The following is a 16,360-nucleotide window of genomic DNA, read 5'->3' as shown; positions in this document are numbered from 1 at the left end:
GCTCAGGCATCACCCAGTCGGATCAGACCTGCCTGCAAACCGGCCGCCAGCGCGCCACCAATGTCCTTACGCAGATCGTCACCAAACATAATCGCCTCATCAGCGCGAACGCCGAGCTTTTGTAATCCTGCTTCGAACATTCGGACATCAGGCTTTTCAACGCCAACCTCTTCTGAAGTCACAAGACGCGTGATCAATCCCTCTACACCAAGACGCATCAGCTTTTCGATCTGGATATGCGCCGTCATATCCGTGACGACACACACGGGCACCGAAGTATCGTGGCAACGCTTAAGGAACCGCATGGCTCCATCATCGACTTTCATGAAATCAATGAACGCGCCCCAATAAGCCCGATCGAGCGCATAAGCGGCTATAAAGGGCATTGATATGCCGGCCTCTTCGCCCATAATCTGGAAAGCAAAAAGCCGCGAGCGACCTGCCCCCTGTCCGTTCAGACGCGACGTTACACGATCACGCGCAATGCGATAGCTATTGAAAAATGCATCACGCGCCAACCCGAATGAATGCAACGCAAACGCCGCCGCCAAGGCATGCTGATGGCAGGGTTCATAATCATAAAGCGTACCATCCAGATCAATCAAAACCCCACGAATGCCAGCAAGTGACACATCGTCAAACGCAACTACATCCGGTTGAATTCTCTGGATATCCATGAACCAAGCGCCTTATTAAAAGCCCATACGTAATCTGGCTGAAATGACATACCCATCCCGATCATGCTTGTAACAAGCCTGGTGGCAGAGCTATCAGCCGTTATAGGCGGTCATAACTTGCTGGAAGGTATAGTCAATCAATATTAGAAACAAATGTTGTCTGCTCGTTACTTGGCTGCCTTAAAAACTTTCAACCGAGCAGTCTCGCATACAACTTCAAAGTGCTGGCCATTAAAAGAACCATCCCGTTCAATGCCTTCGCGCGAAGCACGATCCATGCGCAAATTTGCTGCGATTTTTTCATCCACCTGAGAGATATACTTCTCAAATTTGAGAGAAGGCAACGCGCCAGGAGCAAGTTTATCCATCACGAGATAGTCCAAAGGACGATCGCAATATTTCCCAGAAGGAGATAAATTATACCATGCAGTTGAGAAGCAAACATTCGGATTGGTCAGATTATTGACTGTCAAAGACAATGTATAATCCGTAAAAAGATGGCCACCCCACTGTTTACCAGCAAGATCGACAATGCACGCATTAATAAATGTCGCACTCTCCAAAACAGCATCCATTTGCTGCATCTTGTCGAAATAGCTAAAATGCCCCCATCGATCTGGCCTTGGAGCATGCGGAACCTGCGCACGTAAAGCTGCGTCTCCCGCCATCAGCAGCGCAATCAACGTTAAAACCCCTATACCAATGCGAAGCCTGCTCCACCCTATAGCCCCCAGAATCAGCAAGAATGAAATTGCCGTCGCATAAGATCCAACGCTGGCGCGGGAGTGGATTGAAAGCACAATGTATGAAAATATGAGGGCAATACTGACAAGCAATACAAAAATTTCAGCCCGTAAGGCTTTTTCTTTAATGCCAGCAATAAAAATACCTATCGAGAGAATGCAAATGGCAATGGCGCTTACAGCTGTGCCGAAAATGCCATGATAGAAAAGCATTCCTGGACTTAATGCCTCAGGTGATCTTTTTGCAATCTCAAGAAAGGTTTTCAGCGTCAACACATAGCTTGTCAAAATGCCTTCATCAAATGGAACATACAAAAAGGCGGGGTTGGTAAAAACCACAAGCGCCAGCAAAAATACCAGTGACGGCACAAGCATCGCCCGTATAACGCCTACAAGTGACCTGTCAGAAAGATGCACCAAGATCAAACCGCCGATCAAAGGTGCAATTAACAAGCCACTTAGTTTAATCGCGCCCGCAAATGCAAGTGACAGCAGCGCGAGCAAACGCCCCCTTTCTGTAGAGGGCTTGTCATTCCAGGCGAAGTAAAAACTCAGCATTGAAAAAAACATTACGGCATTCACCGTGCCAAACCGCATGGAGAAATAGCCAAAAGTAGGAAATAGACTGAAGATCGCTAATGCAGCCGCAGCGCCTGTTTCCGGCACCCCTGACCGCTTTAAAAGCCTGCGCATGACAAGCAAACTAAGCACAGCAAACAGAAGTGATATCTGCCGCGGGAAAACAACAAGCGGCCAGTCAATCTGCGCATACTGGCTCAGCAGATAGAATGGAAAAGTCACAACCCCGGCAGAGAACCAGTAAATCCATCCATAGGCATAATCATTTATCTGCCAGATGCCTGTGAAATCACCATTCAGCAACAGAAGGTGCACTTTTCTGAGCACATACTGAAATGCCAAATCATCGATATCGCGCAGCCCACTCAGGCCAAGAGAGCTCGAAATAAGGAAGTTCTGATAGAAAAGCGTCCCAACAATACAAAACACGATAGCATAGAAGAAACATGCCAACGCTTTATCATATCGTGCACGCTTTAGAGTGGCGCCAGAATTGTCTATATGAATGTCAGCTTCAGAAATCGCTCTAAAGGTCATCATTGAACTTCCAACAAGAACTCAGCACCATTCATGCGCAATTGCGCACGCTGCGGGTGCCATACGACAGTTTCTGGTTTTCGTGAAGCTGGATGGTGGGCGGTACAGGGATTGAACCTGTGACCCCTGCCGTGTGAAAGCAGTGCTCTACCGCTGAGCTAACCGCCCATCCCATGGTTTGGAAAAAATCACCAAACACATCACCCCGCACTGGGAAGCGTATGTCAGCCTTCTAGAAAGCTCCAAGCTTCTCGTCAAGCGCCCTCGCTCACGAAACCGATATTTTTGCACGCATGCTGGTAAATCCCGTGAGCTCCACTGCCGCCGTCCACAGCTCATCGAAATGCTGGATCAGACGATCCGGCCCAAGATCTGCTACAGGAATATCGGAATAGCCAAACGGCACCGCCACAACGGGAATACCTGCTGCACGTGCGGTTTTGATGTCTGTCTGCGAATCGCCCACCATAATCGCCCGATTATGCGCGCCGCCTGCACGGTCAATGGTCAGCGTAAGGTGGCGCGGATCGGGTTTGAAGAACGGAAATGTATCGCGCCCACAAATGGCATTGAAGCAATTCTCGATACCCAGCATCTCAAGCAATTGGATGGAATGCTTCTCATATTTATTGGTGCACACCGCCAGCAACCACCCTTCATCGCGCAATCTGTCGAGAGCCTCCGGCACGCCGGGAAACAGCGTGGTGTAGTCGTTGATGTGCGTGCCATAATAATCAAGAAACTGGCGGAACATCCGATCAAGTTGCGCATCATCCACGGTTGTATAGCCAGCCTCATGCAGGCCACGCAAGATCAATGCACGCGCCCCCGCACCAATGAGATCACGCGCCTGATCAAATGCAAGCGGCGGCAGTTTTTCGGTTGCCAGCGCAGCATTCAACGCCGCGATCAAATCTGGCGCTGTATCGGCCAGCGTGCCATCGAGATCGAAAACGGCGATCGGGCGCTCCAAGCTCACGCGTTTGTCAGTCATGATCCTGCTTCAATGCTGTTTCAAGGGTAAGGAATAATCGGGCATGACTATAGGCTGGGGAAAGGCTGGCAGCAATCCATCCCAAGGCACTAAAACAACGGCAAACGGCTGACGGATCGCTGCAGGGATGCTATGTAAATGCAACCCGATGTACCGCGCATGATAATGACACGGACCACGCCCATGAGACTTAAGCCAACTTTGCCGAATCGCATACATGCCATTTTCACGCGCATGGCTGCATCTCAGCTTGTCTCATTGCGCGGACGGATCGCAGTTGGCGGCTCAGCGCTTGTTTTATTGAGCGCGGCATCACCTTTTTCTTTTGCGCCGGCACCGCAGTTGGATCTCAACCGTATTTACCGTGTCAACACCACAACTGGTGAAGTAGGCGCATGCCAATATGGTTTGAAGGAAGGCACTATTGGTGTGACCTTCTGCTTTCCTGCAGGCGAAGGCGCGGGCGCGCAAGCTCTTGGGGAATATGGACTGGTTAGCTCAAGCCATACCCGTGAGAGTGGTGTGTTCCGTGTGAACTATCGCACTGGGGAAATCAGCAGCTGCTATGTCTTTAATACCCACGTTGTCTGCACACCGCAACTCAGCGCGGCCGAGACAACCACACCCTCTTCCAAAGCAGCGCCCGCGCAAACGCAGATAACGCCACAGACCGATACCAATCCCCCTGCCACCCCGGCTCAATAAAGCGCCGTTGAGGAGTTTAAGTAACGTGAGTGAGATCTTGAAGCGTGAGGCTGCCGCCCGCGCCGTTGCACTGGTACAACCCGGCATGCGCCTGGGCCTCGGCACCGGCTCTACCGCTCGCCATTTTGTGGAGTTGCTGGGCGAGCGTGTGCGCGCAGGACTTGATGTCATTGGCGTACCAACATCGGAAGCAACACGCATACAGGCCGAGCAGGAGGGCATTCGCCTCACCACACTCGATGAAACACCTGAGCTGGATCTAACTGTTGATGGTGCCGACGAATTCGACGCACAGCTGCGCCTCGTAAAAGGCGGCGGCGGTGCGTTGCTACGTGAGAAGATCGTAGCTGCAGCCAGCAAGCGCATGGTGGTAATTGCGGATGCATCAAAGCGCGTTGCCAAGCTTGGCCGCTTTCCGCTTCCCGTTGAAGTCATGCCTTTCGGCCTTGCCGCAACACAAGCTGCAGTAACGGAATTAGCGGCACGCTTTGGCAATACGGGCGCCGTAACGCTGCGTAAAAAGGGCGATGCACCATTCGTCACAGATGGCGGCCATTACATCCTTGATATCGCATTTGGCGCAATCGAAAATCCCGAAGCCCTTGCTGCTGCGCTCAATATGATCCCCGGCGTTGTGGAGCATGGGTTGTTTATCGGCTTGTGTCAGACTGCGTTTCTTGCCACAGATCGTGGCGTAGAAGCAGTTGAGAGCCAAAGCGCCTGAAGTGCCTTATGAACATAAACATGAGTTGAGCGGGGCTTACAGACCCTGAAAAATTCTGATAAACCCTCATCAACTCAGGAGATCTTCGATGAAAAGTTTTTCATTCAATCGTTTTTCCGTTTCGGGTACTGCTCTCGGTCTCGCGGCGACTTTGTCTATTGCCATTGGTTGCTTATCCCTAAGCTCAATAGCGCATGCGCAGCAACCAGCAGCGCCGCAGGCTGCCGCAGCAACGCATACGCAGAGCCATCTTGCTGCTGCACGTGAGGTTGTTGTACTGTCAGGCATGGGGCGCACATTTGAAGGCATGCTGCCTACTTTTGGTGATCAGGTACGACAGAACTTCATCACACGCCCTGAGATTTCCAACGATCTCAATGCAGTTCTGGATCAACTGAAACCCGAGCTTGAGCAGCGTAAAAATGAGATGCTCGACACGGCAGCGAAGATCCTCGCCAACCGTATCAATGAAGAGAACCTTGTGCAGATCCGCACATTCTTCCAATCAACAGCCGGCCAGCAATATGTAGCGACGCAGCCGCTGGTGCTGGATGATCTCTTTGCAGCACTCAATACATGGGTTGGCGATGTATCAGGCTTCCTGATCAACCGCGTCCGCGAAGAAATGCGTAAAAAGGGTCACGAGATCTGAGATCGATAAGACCCGGAACGGCTCAGATCTGGCAATCGTCAGGTCTGAAACCTATATCGGGGCTACGCGAACACCGCGCCGTATCAGACAACCTGATATGGTTTACCTGCCCCCCTCAAGGAGATATCGATGGGATCGTTTGATGTTGATCTTTTCGTTATCGGCGGAGGTTCAGGCGGCGTGCGTGCGGCGCGGATTGCTGCAGGTTATGGCGCGAAAGTCATGCTGGCGGAAGAATTCCGCTACGGTGGCACTTGTGTTATCCGCGGCTGCGTGCCCAAAAAACTTCTCGTCTACGCCAGCCGCTTTCCTGATGCGTTCGCTGATTCAGCCGGTTTCGGCTGGACCGTGGGTGAAGCATCTTTTGATTGGCCCACGCTGATCCGCAACAAAGACGCCGAGATTAACCGGCTGGAGGCAATCTACGCCAATACGCTTGAAGCTGCGGGCGTCACCATTATCAAATCCCGTGCAGAGATTGAGGATGCGCACACGGTGCACGTGCTGGCAACGGGTGCACGTGTTCGCGCAAGAACCATCCTGATCGCAACCGGTGGAACGCCTTCATTAGAAGCAACCTTTCCCGGCGCTGAGCTTATGATGACCTCGAATGAGGTATTTTACCTGCCCGCCATGCCGAAGCGCGTGCTCGTGGCAGGCGCTGGTTATATTGCGGTTGAATTTGCAGGGATATTCGCTGGTCTTGGCGCTGAAACTGCAATGATCTACCGTGGCGATGCATTGCTGCGTGGCTTCGATGATGACCTCCGTTACGCGTTGGGTGCAGCCTACACAGCACGCGGCATCAAGCTGCTGCCATTGCGAACAATCACCAGCATTGCGCGCGGGGCTAATGATCAAGAGCTCGTAGTCAGCTTGTCTGACGGCACACAGATCACTGTTGATGCGGTCATGTCTGCGCTGGGGCGTCGCCCGAATGTATCAGGCCTTGGTCTGAAAGCTTTGGGCGTGGCGCAGAGGGCCAATGGCGCAATCATTGTCAATGCTGATTCATGCACCAATGTGCCCTCTATTTATGCCGTCGGCGATGTTACGGATCGTGTGAATTTAACCCCCATCGCCATCCGCGAAGGACATGCTTTTGCCGATACCCTATTTGGTGGTAAAAGTTGGCAGGTAGATCATTCCATCATTCCGACAGCTGTGTTCTCAACACCTGAAATCGGCACCGTTGGCCTGTCAGAGACGCAGGCACGCGCACAATATGGAGATGTGCTGATCTTCCGCACCTCCTTCCGCGCAATGAAAGCAACCCTTTCAGGCTCTAACGAGCGCGTGCTGATGAAGATTGTGGTCGACAAGGCTACTGATAAGGTGCTCGGTGTGCATATCATGGGCGATGTTGCTGGCGAGATGATCCAGCTTGCGGGCATTGCTGTCACCATGGGCGCCACGAAAGCTGATTTCGATCGCACCATCGCCGTGCATCCATCTGCTGCTGAAGAACTGGTGACAATGCGCAAGCCTGTCGCATGAAGGCAGCGTGTGACAGGGTATCAGCATTCGCTCTTGTTTCGGGGCGCGCTTTATGCGTTATAGACCGGAATGCGGGTGATTTCGCGAGCAGGAGAGCATGTTATGACGGAGCGTTGGACGCCATCAAGCTGGAGATCAAAACCTGTCCAGCAGGTGCCCTTCTATCCTGATCAGGAGGCGTTGGCAGCCGTTGAAAAACAGCTTGCCTCATTCCCTCCACTTGTCTTTGCTGGTGAAGCCCGCCAGCTAAAACGCCAATTGGCACGTGTGGCTGAGGGTAAGGCTTTTCTTTTACAGGGCGGCGATTGCGCTGAAAGCTTTGCAGAACATTCAGCCGATAACATCCGCGATTTTCTGCGCCTGTTCCTGCAAATGGCCGTGGTGCTGACTTACGCTGGCGGTCTGCCTGTCGTTAAAGTTGGTCGCGTTGCAGGCCAGTTCGCCAAGCCGCGTTCTTCAGCGACCGAAACTGTGGAAGGTGTTTCACATCCAAGCTACCGGGGCGATATCGTCAATGGCATTGACTTCACCGAAGAAGCGCGTACGCCGGACCCTCACCGCCAGTTGAAGGCGTTCCGCCAATCGGCTGCAACGTTGAATCTGTTGCGTGCATTTACCAACGGTGGCTACGCCAATCTCGATAATGCCCACCGCTGGATGCTGAGCTTCGTGCAGGACAGCCCGCTGTCAAACCGCTATCAGGAAATTGCGGACCGCATCACGGAAGCGCTCGACTTCATGCGCGCATGTGGCATCGACCCCGAATTGAACCCGGAAATGCGCGCCACACAGCTTTACACCAGCCATGAAGCGCTGCTGCTTGGTTATGAAGAAGCGATGACGCGTGTCGATTCCACCTCTGGCGATTGGTATGCAACATCTGGCCATATGCTCTGGATTGGCGACCGCACACGCCAGCTAGACCATGCCCATGTCGAGTTTTTCCGCGGCATCAAGAACCCGATTGGCCTGAAATGCGGCCCCTCACTGTCTCCGGATGAACTGCTGCGCCTGATCGACGCGCTCAATCCAGAGAATGAGCCGGGCCGTTTGACGCTGATCGCGCGGTTTGGTTCGGACAAAGTGCTGGACGGCCTGCCGCCACTTGTACGCGCAGTTAAGGCAGAAGGGCGCAGCGTCGTCTGGTCATGCGATCCAATGCACGGCAACACTGTTACCGCCAATGGCTACAAGACACGGCCGTTTGAGCGGATCGTAGGTGAGATCGATAGCTTCTTCAACGTGCATCATGCTGAGGGCACGCATGCGGGCGGCATTCATCTTGAGATGACAGGCCGCAATGTAACCGAGTGCACGGGCGGCGGACGCCCGCTAACAGCTGATCAGCTTTCCGATCGCTACCACACACATTGCGATCCGCGGTTGAATGCGGAGCAAGCGCTTGATGTTACCTTCCTGGTGGCAGAGCGTTTGAAGCAGGAGCGTTTATTGCGCGCGCGCCAATCGCCTGCAGAAGCAGCTGAATAAGCAATAGGGCCAGTCACAAACTGGCCCTTTTCAATTGAGAATACCACGCAGAACCGAGTGATTGCTTTGGCGTTGCGCAAAATATTGGTCGATTAAAGCCTTGCGTGTTTCTGGGTCGAGTGCCGCAAGCGCTTTCCCGGCTTTGACGGCAAGTTCCTCAATATCATCCCGCGAAGCACCTGCCTGCATATCCGTATTTACAAGCGCGGCCAGAACCTTGGCTGCATGGTCTTTCGCGAGATCTGCCTCAAGGCCGATATGATAATGCGAGCCGTAGTCCACAGGCTCAGGTGAGAGCCAATAGATAATGCCAACCGCAATTATACAACGCGCGAAAAATCCCATAACGATCAACCCCTTTCCTGCCTTTCACGATGGCGGGAATAAGTGAATGATCTCATAACGCAAAGAAAGGCCTGGCATTAATCAGCAGCAATAGCTCACCCGTGGTATCGCTGGCGCAAGTTATCTATTAGATTAACAGCACCGGATATTGGCGGAACCACAACACTGACAATAATGCTACCAACAACGGCCCCCACAGCACCACCGAACACCGCGCAATACTCAACCGTGCCTCTAAACGCACGATAAAATGCATCTTCTGTTCGTGGCGAAGAAGCCATTGAGCTCAAAGGGCCCGCAGTGTACGCCACTGCGAAAGTGCCAGCGAAATAACCTGGAAGCACGCCCAAAATAGCAACTGGCACAGCGCCGAGCTGAATGAATACATTCTGAACACTCCGCATCCACCGCACTGTTCGTCCATCACGAGACAAACCAACACTATCATTACCGGTTGTTGTAGCAGCAATTTCAGCTACCAACTCAGGTAAAGGTGGAATGGAATCCTGCACGCATTCTAAACGATATTGCAGATTTGTTAAAAATCCGGAAAAAGAAACATCTGACATCTCAATTATACTTTCAAGAAAACAATCTAAAATCTTATCAATTATAGCATACTATAAATGGAGCGCCGCAGCTTATTATGCGGCGCTCCTAGAAGCACACTATATATCAAGGCGTTGCAGCATGAGCGTGCGTTCTTGCTACTCGAGCGCGAAGCCGATTGAGTGCTGACAGGTATGCACGCGCTGATGCCACCAATGTATCCGGGTCCGCACCGCGCCCCGTAACCTCTCCATTATCTGCCTTCAATCGTATTGAGACTTCAGCCTGCGCATCAGTACCGCCTGTCACGGCATGCACCTGATAGAGCTCAAGCGTGGCTTCATGCGGCACCAGTTTCTTGATAACGTTGAACACCGCATCAACGGGCCCGTTACCTTCCGCCTCTTCCATGCGCTCCGTGCCATCGATATCAAGCCGGATCGTCGCGCGCTGTGGCCCGCGCGTGCCAGCAACAATCGATAATGACACCAGCTTCACACGATCATGGGCTGTCAGAATTTCATCACCGACCAGCGCCTCAATATCCTCATCGTAGACATCCTTCTTACGATCAGCCAAATCTTTGAAGCGCTTGAATACTTCTTCAAGCGCATTCTCGCCCAAACTGAAGCCCAAATCCTTCAACTTTTCGCGGAACGCATGGCGGCCAGAGTGCTTGCCCATAACAAGCGCGTTCTTGGTAACGCCCACAGATTCCGGAGTCATGATTTCATATGTCTCAGCATTCTTCAGTACACCATCCTGGTGAATGCCGCTTTCATGCGCAAAAGCATTCCGACCTATGATGGCTTTATTGTATTGTACGGGAAATGACGTGACGGTCGAAATCAGCTTCGAAGCACGCATGAGATGCGTCGAGTCGATGCCCGTTTCAAACGGCATGATGTCGCCGCGCGTTCGAATGGCCATCACCACCTCTTCCAGCGCTGCATTGCCAGCCCGTTCACCCAAGCCATTGATGGTGCACTCGATCTGGCGCGCACCCGCACGCACACCGGCAAGTGAGTTAGCAACCGCCAAGCCCAGATCATCATGACAATGGGTCGAGAAAATCGCTTTATCGGAATTCGGCACGCGCTCAATCAGCATGCGAATGAGCTCGAAATACTCTTCCGGTGTCGCATAACCGACGGTGTCTGGCACATTGATCGTGGTCGCGCCAGCTTTGATGGCGGCTTCTATAACCCTGCAGAGAAAATCATGCTCGGTGCGGGTCGCATCCATCGGCGACCATTCCACATCATCGGTGTAATTGCGCGCACGCGTTACTGATGAAATAACCCGCTCGTATACCTGTTCCTGATCAAGCTGTAACTGGAACTGGCGATGCAAGGGCGAGGTGCCGATAAAAGTATGAATACGTCCACGAGCAGCCGGCTTAATTGCCTCACCAGCGCGATCAATATCTCCCGGATTTGCACGCGCCAAACCACAGATAACCGAACGTTTCACCGTTTTGGCAATCTCGCGCACTGATTCAAAGTCGCCATCAGAAGCAATGGGAAAACCTGCTTCGATAACATCAACGCCCATATCGTCAAGGAGTGTCGCAACCTGCAACTTTTCCTCGAAGGTCATCGATGCGCCTGGACATTGCTCACCGTCACGCAAGGTGGTGTCAAAAATAACGATGTGGTCTTTCGCGCCGCGCGCAGAGGCGCCGTTTGCTGCCGTGCTGCTGTTTTCTGCGGGATTCATAGGCCAGATCTCCTGAGCTGAATTCAATCATCTTGCTACAGCATCAATTCCAAGAAAGCATACCGTTTTATTGGATAATTTTGATGCAAAATCAATTTGCTGGGCCAATGCGCGATAAAGATTTATCGCGTCTGACTGGCAGATGCTCCCCTCAAGGCCCAGGCAAAGCCCAGTCGGCCTCAGGGGCAGCTAAGCAGGAGGCTAGCAAGAAACGATAGGTAAAAAGAAGGACGCATAAATGCAGCAGCGGCGCGGATATTGTCCGCGACCAAGCTTGTCTTCGCACCTGTAGAGCGGGAATGGCCCACGCTCACGTCCTCCAAAAGGTCAAGCATTGCGCCTGACGACGTCACTTTGTAACAACTGCAAACGGGCATGGCAAGTCTGCGACACTTCAAAGATACCTGCACTTCAACGCTCGCGACAATTATCGCTTTAGCCAGTCAGCACAACGCGGTGCATTGGCTTCGCCCCATGGCATAATTGGCACGCCTGATGTCGCATTTTTGGGTGAACCTTCGATGATTTTGTCGGAATAAACCAAATAAACCAATACATTCCGCTTTTCATCGCATCCACGAACGATCTGCATGCGCTTAAAAATCAACGAGCGTCGTTCGCTGAATACTTCCTCGCCCTGCGCAAACTTCTCATTAAAGGTGATCGGCCCTACTTGATGGCAGGATAGTGAGATGTCCGAAAGCTCCTCTGCAACACCGAACATGCCCTTCACACCGCCCCTCTCAGGCGTGGTATAATGACAAGAAACGCCAGAAACGACAGGATCATCAATACCATAGACAGCAAGTTTATCGTCTGGCGTCAGCATTTTCCAGACTGTCGATTTTTTGAAAATAAGATCTGGGCCATCCGCACGAGCAGATGACAACGCCGCCCCGCCAACCAATAAGGCTAAGACAAGCAGACGGAGCAACTTAATTCCGGGCATCATAGTCCTCCAAACTCACCTCATGGCATGCAACCAGCGAATGGCGCCATGCGATGCTTAATACGATACTTCGCTGACTAGATCATGCACAACGACAATTGGCATAACGCATTTTCGCGTATTATACCCGCTTTTCATGTGGATCAGGGGGTATTAGTCAAGATACAGATTTGTCGCGTATGGGATTGCCGCCGGCCAATGATACCTGTATTTCTTTAAGCATACGCTCACTCTGATTAAAGAGGTGAGACCTTTATTTTCTTAGGACGAGACAGGCATAATGACGGACAATCCAGCAGAACCGTTGGCCCTTAGCCGCTTTCTGCCTTATCGCCTGAACGTACTTGCCCATGTTGTGGCGGGCGGGCTCGATCGTATCTACACAGAGCGCTTCGGCTTTGGCATTCCGGAATGGCGGCTGATTGCGACCTTGGGCGAATTCGGCCCCATGACTGCGCGGGACATCGGCGCCCATAGTCAGATGCATAAAACCAAGGTTTCGCGCGCTGTTGCAACGCTTGAGGAGCGAGGCTTGCTTGTACGCCGCGCAAACGAGCGTGATCGACGCGAGGCATTTTTATCGCTGACAGAAAAGGGCGCAAGCACCTACGCCATGATTGTGCCGACAGCGCTGGAATATTCACAGCAACTGACCGCTGATCTGCCCGAGGCCGACTTGGCTGCATTTGAACGAATCATCGCCCACCTCATGGAACGCTCCGGCATAGATGCCATCAACGAAGACCTGCTGGACGATTGAAGCTTCTGCCATTCCATCTTAGGCTACAGCCTTGCCTGTAGAGCCAGCTTCATGATGAATTATCCCGCAAGCAAGCTACGGAAAAGCTGGCGGTGAGCATACTGATAATGCTAAACAATTACATGGGTGACAGACAATCCCTGCACTGCTGCAACACACCAAAAGCCGGACGACGAATGATTAAAGTGATCATGCAACCGATGAAAAAAACATTCTGGGCTTCTCTTGCCCTAACCGGCTTCAGCATTATCACGGGGATTGGCTTCGCCGGTGTCGGCATGTCCAGCGCTATGGCACAGGCTTTTGATTGCGCGGGCTATCGCGCAGAACTTTCCAGCATCTCACGTTCGGCTGACCCCAGAGCGCAGGAATACCTCGTTGCAGCCCAGCGCCAACGCGCGGAGCTGGAACGAACCCGCGAGTACTTCAATCAAATTGGCTGCACGCGTTCTGACATGTACCGAACGCCGGGCGAGTGCGCCCCGCTGCGTGACAGCATGCGACAAATGCAGGCCAATTTGAATGAAATGCTTTCATTTGCAGACAAGCTTGGCGGCGGGCCCAGAAGTCAGGCACGCAGACGGCAGCTGCAAGCTGCCCTTGATCAGAATTGTGCAAATGAGCCGGCACCACCACAGGGCTTTTTTGAGCGCCTGTTCGGCGGCAATGCATCGAATGAAGCCGCTCCGGCATATCCTGACGGTGGTACGGCACCCATGACAGATCTGGCCGAAGATCAATCTCTGGGCGGCTCTCAACCCGTTTGTGTGCGAATGGCAGATGGTTACTTCTTTCCGCTCGGTGCACAATTCAGAGGTCGGGAGCATGCGCAGCAGGTCTGCCAGGCGCAATGCCCTGCGACGCAGACTGAGCTTTTCTTTATGCGCCAGGGCGGCACGATCGAGCGGGCGCAGAGCGCTTATGGCGTGCCCTATAGCACACTGCCAAATGCACTCGTCTATCAGAAAAAGCGCATTGCTGAGGCAGCATGCGTGCCAGCAGGCCAAAGCTGGGAACAGGCACTGCAAGGGGCAGAAATGCTTATAGGCCGGCACGAAAACGATATCGTCGTCACCGCTGAAAAGGCTGATGAGCTGTCGCGTCCTAAAACATCCAGCAAGACCGCTTCCAGGGCAGAGGCAAAGCGTGCAGCTGTACCAGCTCTTGCGCCCGGTGATGCAGAAGACATTGCTGATCCAGCCTCTGTGCCGACAGCGGGCGGCGAGTCTGCCGGTATTGGCCCCGGGATTGTCAGCGACGAACACACAATCTCGCGCAAGGATGGTCCAACAATTATTTCCTCCGCCGCAGATGGCTCTCAACGTCGCGTACGGGTTGTTGCCCCATATCTTATCCCAACACCAACCTCTACAACTGGCAGATAAGCAGCGCCGTTCATGCTATTGAACGGCATTGCATCGCCCAGCAATAGACCTGGGTGCAAAACGCTGTGACATTTAAAACGTTCGCGCATGCGCAGCATCAAATGGATGCATCATTTTTCATGCATTATACTGTTCTCTACCGCTGAAATCCGGTACAGACACCGCAATATTAAGCTCTTAAACGTGCATAGCTTGTTTGCAGCCATTACCAATTTCGGGCTTGGCAAATCACTTTCATTGATCGCTCTGCTATGAATGCCTTATGGCTCATCGATTTTACTATATTAAGTTTTTCTCACGAGAGAGAGAAACAAAATCATGAACATAATTTAATGTTGCAAGTTAACGATAAATATTCCGGCGTAATGACATATCTTGCCTTGGTTATGCAACAATTCAGCGGCACGTTTAGAATGCAATTTTTCTGGAATTGATCCGCAACATGCAGACCATGATGCGGACAGCCTGTAAGGAGTGCAGCATGGTTTCAAGACGGCATTTTCTCAATAGCCTGCTAGCCTTTGGCGCAATTGCACCGCTGGCAGGCATGGGCCTCCTGAACGAGGCACAGGCGCAACAACGTCCGGACCGCCCTCCACCGGATAATCGACCGCCAGGCAACAGGCCACCGCCGAACGATCGGCCACTGCATGGCCCTTCTCGGCACCCCAATCGCCCGCCCCCCGGTCCACGTCATGAGCGCCGTCCGCCACCAAGGAATGGTTACATTTGGGTGCCAGGTTATTGGCAATGGGATTGGCGGCGACGTGACTATGTGTGGGTTGGCGGTGGCTGGGCACGTGCACGCCCAGGTTGGCGGCATCACGATCCACGCTGGGTTCGTCGTGGCAATGAATGGGTATTCGAGTCCGGCGGTTGGCGGCGGCGTTAAAGCAACGCAAGCCGCTTAAACCGCAAAAACGAAAGCTCGCGCTGATCCAATATGATCGGAGCGAGCTTATTTTGCATTCAAATTATCAACCAATAGAAAATCTATAAACATAACAGCATGAAATTCATTATTTCCGGCCACCCGATTTGCCGCTGGAATGTTTGCTGATAATTACACCCGCCCTCTAGACTCAGGACCTATTAATCCTCGTGCAAGGGCGTCGTCATAACCAAGACATGCAAGGAACTTACAAAGAGCGGGGTTATTCCCCGGTCAAACGGCTTGACTACGCAGATTATGGGTCAGTGCGATGTGCGAAGGATATCGTTTATCCGCGCGACTTAGCCGGTTTTTTATCCTGTTTCTGTTCAGCATCTGGATCCTGCCCCGCACCTGCGCGGGTTACAGTAGGCGCATCGCTAGCAGGGAATGTCTCGGCTAGCTCCTCATCAAGGCGATCTTCCATCGCTGCCTTTCGGCGCATTTCAGCATTCGAAGACGTCTTCTCGGATGATCCGGCTTTTGTTTTCGTCATGCCATCCCCCCTTACCTGTTTTTGATTGCAATCACGAAAACGTAGTTGCAACCACATCTCACGATTAAATCACTCTACAGCGCACTATAACAACACTCACCACGCATGTCGCTATGCACATACAATCACCACCCGGAAGCTTCGGCAGACATGGTTATGAATTTGACATTTATAGTAATGTTTTTGACATCATTTATAAAGGATATTATAAAGCCTGAAGGTTCTAAAAGAGGAGATTTTGCGTGATTACTGCTGCTCAGATGCGCGCCGCGCGAGCGTTGCTGGGGATGGATCAGCGTCAGCTTGCGGAGCTTTCCGGTGTATCTTTGCCAACCGTGCAGCGGATGGAAGCAAGCAGCGGCAATGTGCGCGGCGTCATTGATACTCTCACCAAGATTATTGATGCATTTGATCGTGCCGGCGTGGTGATGCTGGGTGAAAACGAGCCAAGCTCAGGCGGTGGCCGTGGCGTACGCATGAAAGAACAGGCAATGACGCCCCAACTCGAGAACGACTGAACATCTTCAAACAGCTAACTAAAACAAACTGTTCATTGCTTTCCTTCATGGAGCACAGCGCAATATGAAAGTCTGGATTTAGGAGCATGGAGTTTCAAGAAAGACAGCGCCA

Annotated in this window: 17 protein-coding genes and 1 tRNA gene; 9 read left to right on the top strand and 9 right to left on the bottom strand. The window is 52.3% G+C overall.

The genetic code is table 11. The features are described 5' to 3' along the window. Positions 1–2: 2 nt before the first annotated feature. From VRZ32_RS11545 to gph, 4 genes are all read right to left on the bottom strand, one after another. The gene (locus tag VRZ32_RS11545) at positions 3–677 is read right to left on the bottom strand and encodes an HAD family hydrolase (RefSeq protein ID WP_414525874.1); all 675 of its coding nucleotides are present in this window, start codon (positions 675–677) and stop codon (positions 3–5) included. A gap of 167 nt (positions 678–844) precedes the next feature. After that, positions 845–2,086: a hypothetical protein gene (locus VRZ32_RS11540; protein ID WP_414525873.1), complete on the bottom strand. Its 1,242-nt coding sequence runs from the start codon at positions 2,084–2,086 to the stop codon at positions 845–847. A 543-nt stretch (positions 2,087–2,629) separates the two neighbouring features. After that, positions 2,630–2,704: transfer RNA gene (locus tag VRZ32_RS11535), tRNA-Val, on the bottom strand. A gap of 100 nt (positions 2,705–2,804) precedes the next feature. After that, complete coding sequence (gph, locus tag VRZ32_RS11530) at positions 2,805–3,530, bottom strand: phosphoglycolate phosphatase (RefSeq protein ID WP_414525872.1); 726 nt, start codon at positions 3,528–3,530, stop codon at positions 2,805–2,807. Between the two features lie 183 nt (positions 3,531–3,713). Between gph and VRZ32_RS11525 the strand changes: the two genes are divergently transcribed. The 5 genes from VRZ32_RS11525 to VRZ32_RS11505 all read left to right on the top strand — a co-directional run bounded on the left by VRZ32_RS11525 (position 3,714) and on the right by VRZ32_RS11505 (position 8,596). Beyond that, positions 3,714–4,235, top strand: a complete 522-nt coding sequence (locus VRZ32_RS11525) for a hypothetical protein (protein ID WP_414525871.1) — start codon at positions 3,714–3,716, stop codon at positions 4,233–4,235. 85 nt (positions 4,236–4,320) lie between these two features. After that, entirely contained in the window at positions 4,321–4,959 is a 639-nt protein-coding gene (gene rpiA / locus VRZ32_RS11520) for a ribose-5-phosphate isomerase RpiA (protein WP_414526204.1), read from the top strand. A gap of 88 nt (positions 4,960–5,047) precedes the next feature. Continuing rightward, complete coding sequence (locus VRZ32_RS11515) at positions 5,048–5,611, top strand: DUF2059 domain-containing protein (protein ID WP_414525870.1); 564 nt, start codon at positions 5,048–5,050, stop codon at positions 5,609–5,611. Between the two features lie 129 nt (positions 5,612–5,740). Continuing rightward, entirely contained in the window at positions 5,741–7,108 is a 1,368-nt protein-coding gene (gor, locus tag VRZ32_RS11510) for a glutathione-disulfide reductase (RefSeq protein WP_414525869.1), read from the top strand. A gap of 102 nt (positions 7,109–7,210) precedes the next feature. Further along, positions 7,211–8,596, top strand: a complete 1,386-nt coding sequence (locus tag VRZ32_RS11505) for a class II 3-deoxy-7-phosphoheptulonate synthase (RefSeq protein ID WP_414525868.1) — start codon at positions 7,211–7,213, stop codon at positions 8,594–8,596. Between the two features lie 30 nt (positions 8,597–8,626). Here the strand turns inward: VRZ32_RS11505 and VRZ32_RS11500 are convergent, their stop codons facing one another. The 4 genes from VRZ32_RS11500 to VRZ32_RS11485 form a co-directional block, all read right to left on the bottom strand. Further along, a complete protein-coding gene (locus tag VRZ32_RS11500) occupies positions 8,627–8,941 on the bottom strand; it encodes a hypothetical protein (protein WP_414525867.1) in 315 nt (104 codons plus the stop codon). Between the two features lie 95 nt (positions 8,942–9,036). Then, a complete protein-coding gene (locus VRZ32_RS11495; protein ID WP_414525866.1) occupies positions 9,037–9,510 on the bottom strand; it encodes a hypothetical protein in 474 nt (157 codons plus the stop codon). A 106-nt stretch (positions 9,511–9,616) separates the two neighbouring features. After that, entirely contained in the window at positions 9,617–11,209 is a 1,593-nt protein-coding gene (locus VRZ32_RS11490; RefSeq protein ID WP_414525865.1) for a 2-isopropylmalate synthase, read from the bottom strand. 427 nt (positions 11,210–11,636) lie between these two features. After that, positions 11,637–12,158, bottom strand: coding sequence for a CreA family protein (locus tag VRZ32_RS11485; protein WP_414525864.1), 522 nt, complete (start codon positions 12,156–12,158; stop codon positions 11,637–11,639). A gap of 280 nt (positions 12,159–12,438) precedes the next feature. Here VRZ32_RS11485 and VRZ32_RS11480 point away from each other — a divergent pair, with 280 nt between their 5' ends. The 3 genes from VRZ32_RS11480 (at position 12,439) to VRZ32_RS11470 (ending at position 15,195) form a co-directional block, all read left to right on the top strand. Continuing rightward, positions 12,439–12,918, top strand: coding sequence for a MarR family winged helix-turn-helix transcriptional regulator (locus VRZ32_RS11480; RefSeq protein WP_414525863.1), 480 nt, complete (start codon positions 12,439–12,441; stop codon positions 12,916–12,918). A 200-nt stretch (positions 12,919–13,118) separates the two neighbouring features. Further along, positions 13,119–14,303: a DUF2865 domain-containing protein gene (locus VRZ32_RS11475; protein WP_414525862.1), complete on the top strand. Its 1,185-nt coding sequence runs from the start codon at positions 13,119–13,121 to the stop codon at positions 14,301–14,303. Between the two features lie 481 nt (positions 14,304–14,784). After that, positions 14,785–15,195: a hypothetical protein gene (locus tag VRZ32_RS11470; protein WP_414525861.1), complete on the top strand. Its 411-nt coding sequence runs from the start codon at positions 14,785–14,787 to the stop codon at positions 15,193–15,195. 328 nt (positions 15,196–15,523) lie between these two features. Here the strand turns inward: VRZ32_RS11470 and VRZ32_RS11465 are convergent, their stop codons facing one another. After that, complete coding sequence (locus VRZ32_RS11465) at positions 15,524–15,730, bottom strand: hypothetical protein (protein WP_414525860.1); 207 nt, start codon at positions 15,728–15,730, stop codon at positions 15,524–15,526. 242 nt (positions 15,731–15,972) lie between these two features. Between VRZ32_RS11465 and VRZ32_RS11460 the strand changes: the two genes are divergently transcribed. After that, positions 15,973–16,248: a helix-turn-helix domain-containing protein gene (locus VRZ32_RS11460; RefSeq protein WP_414525859.1), complete on the top strand. Its 276-nt coding sequence runs from the start codon at positions 15,973–15,975 to the stop codon at positions 16,246–16,248. The last annotated feature ends 112 nt before the right edge of the window (positions 16,249–16,360 follow it).

The sequence above is a fragment of the Pseudochelatococcus sp. G4_1912 genome (genome assembly GCF_047501465.1).
In the GTDB taxonomy this organism is placed as follows: Bacteria; Pseudomonadota; Alphaproteobacteria; order Rhizobiales; family Beijerinckiaceae; genus Pseudochelatococcus.
This window is presented reverse-complemented; position numbering and strand designations above follow the sequence as displayed.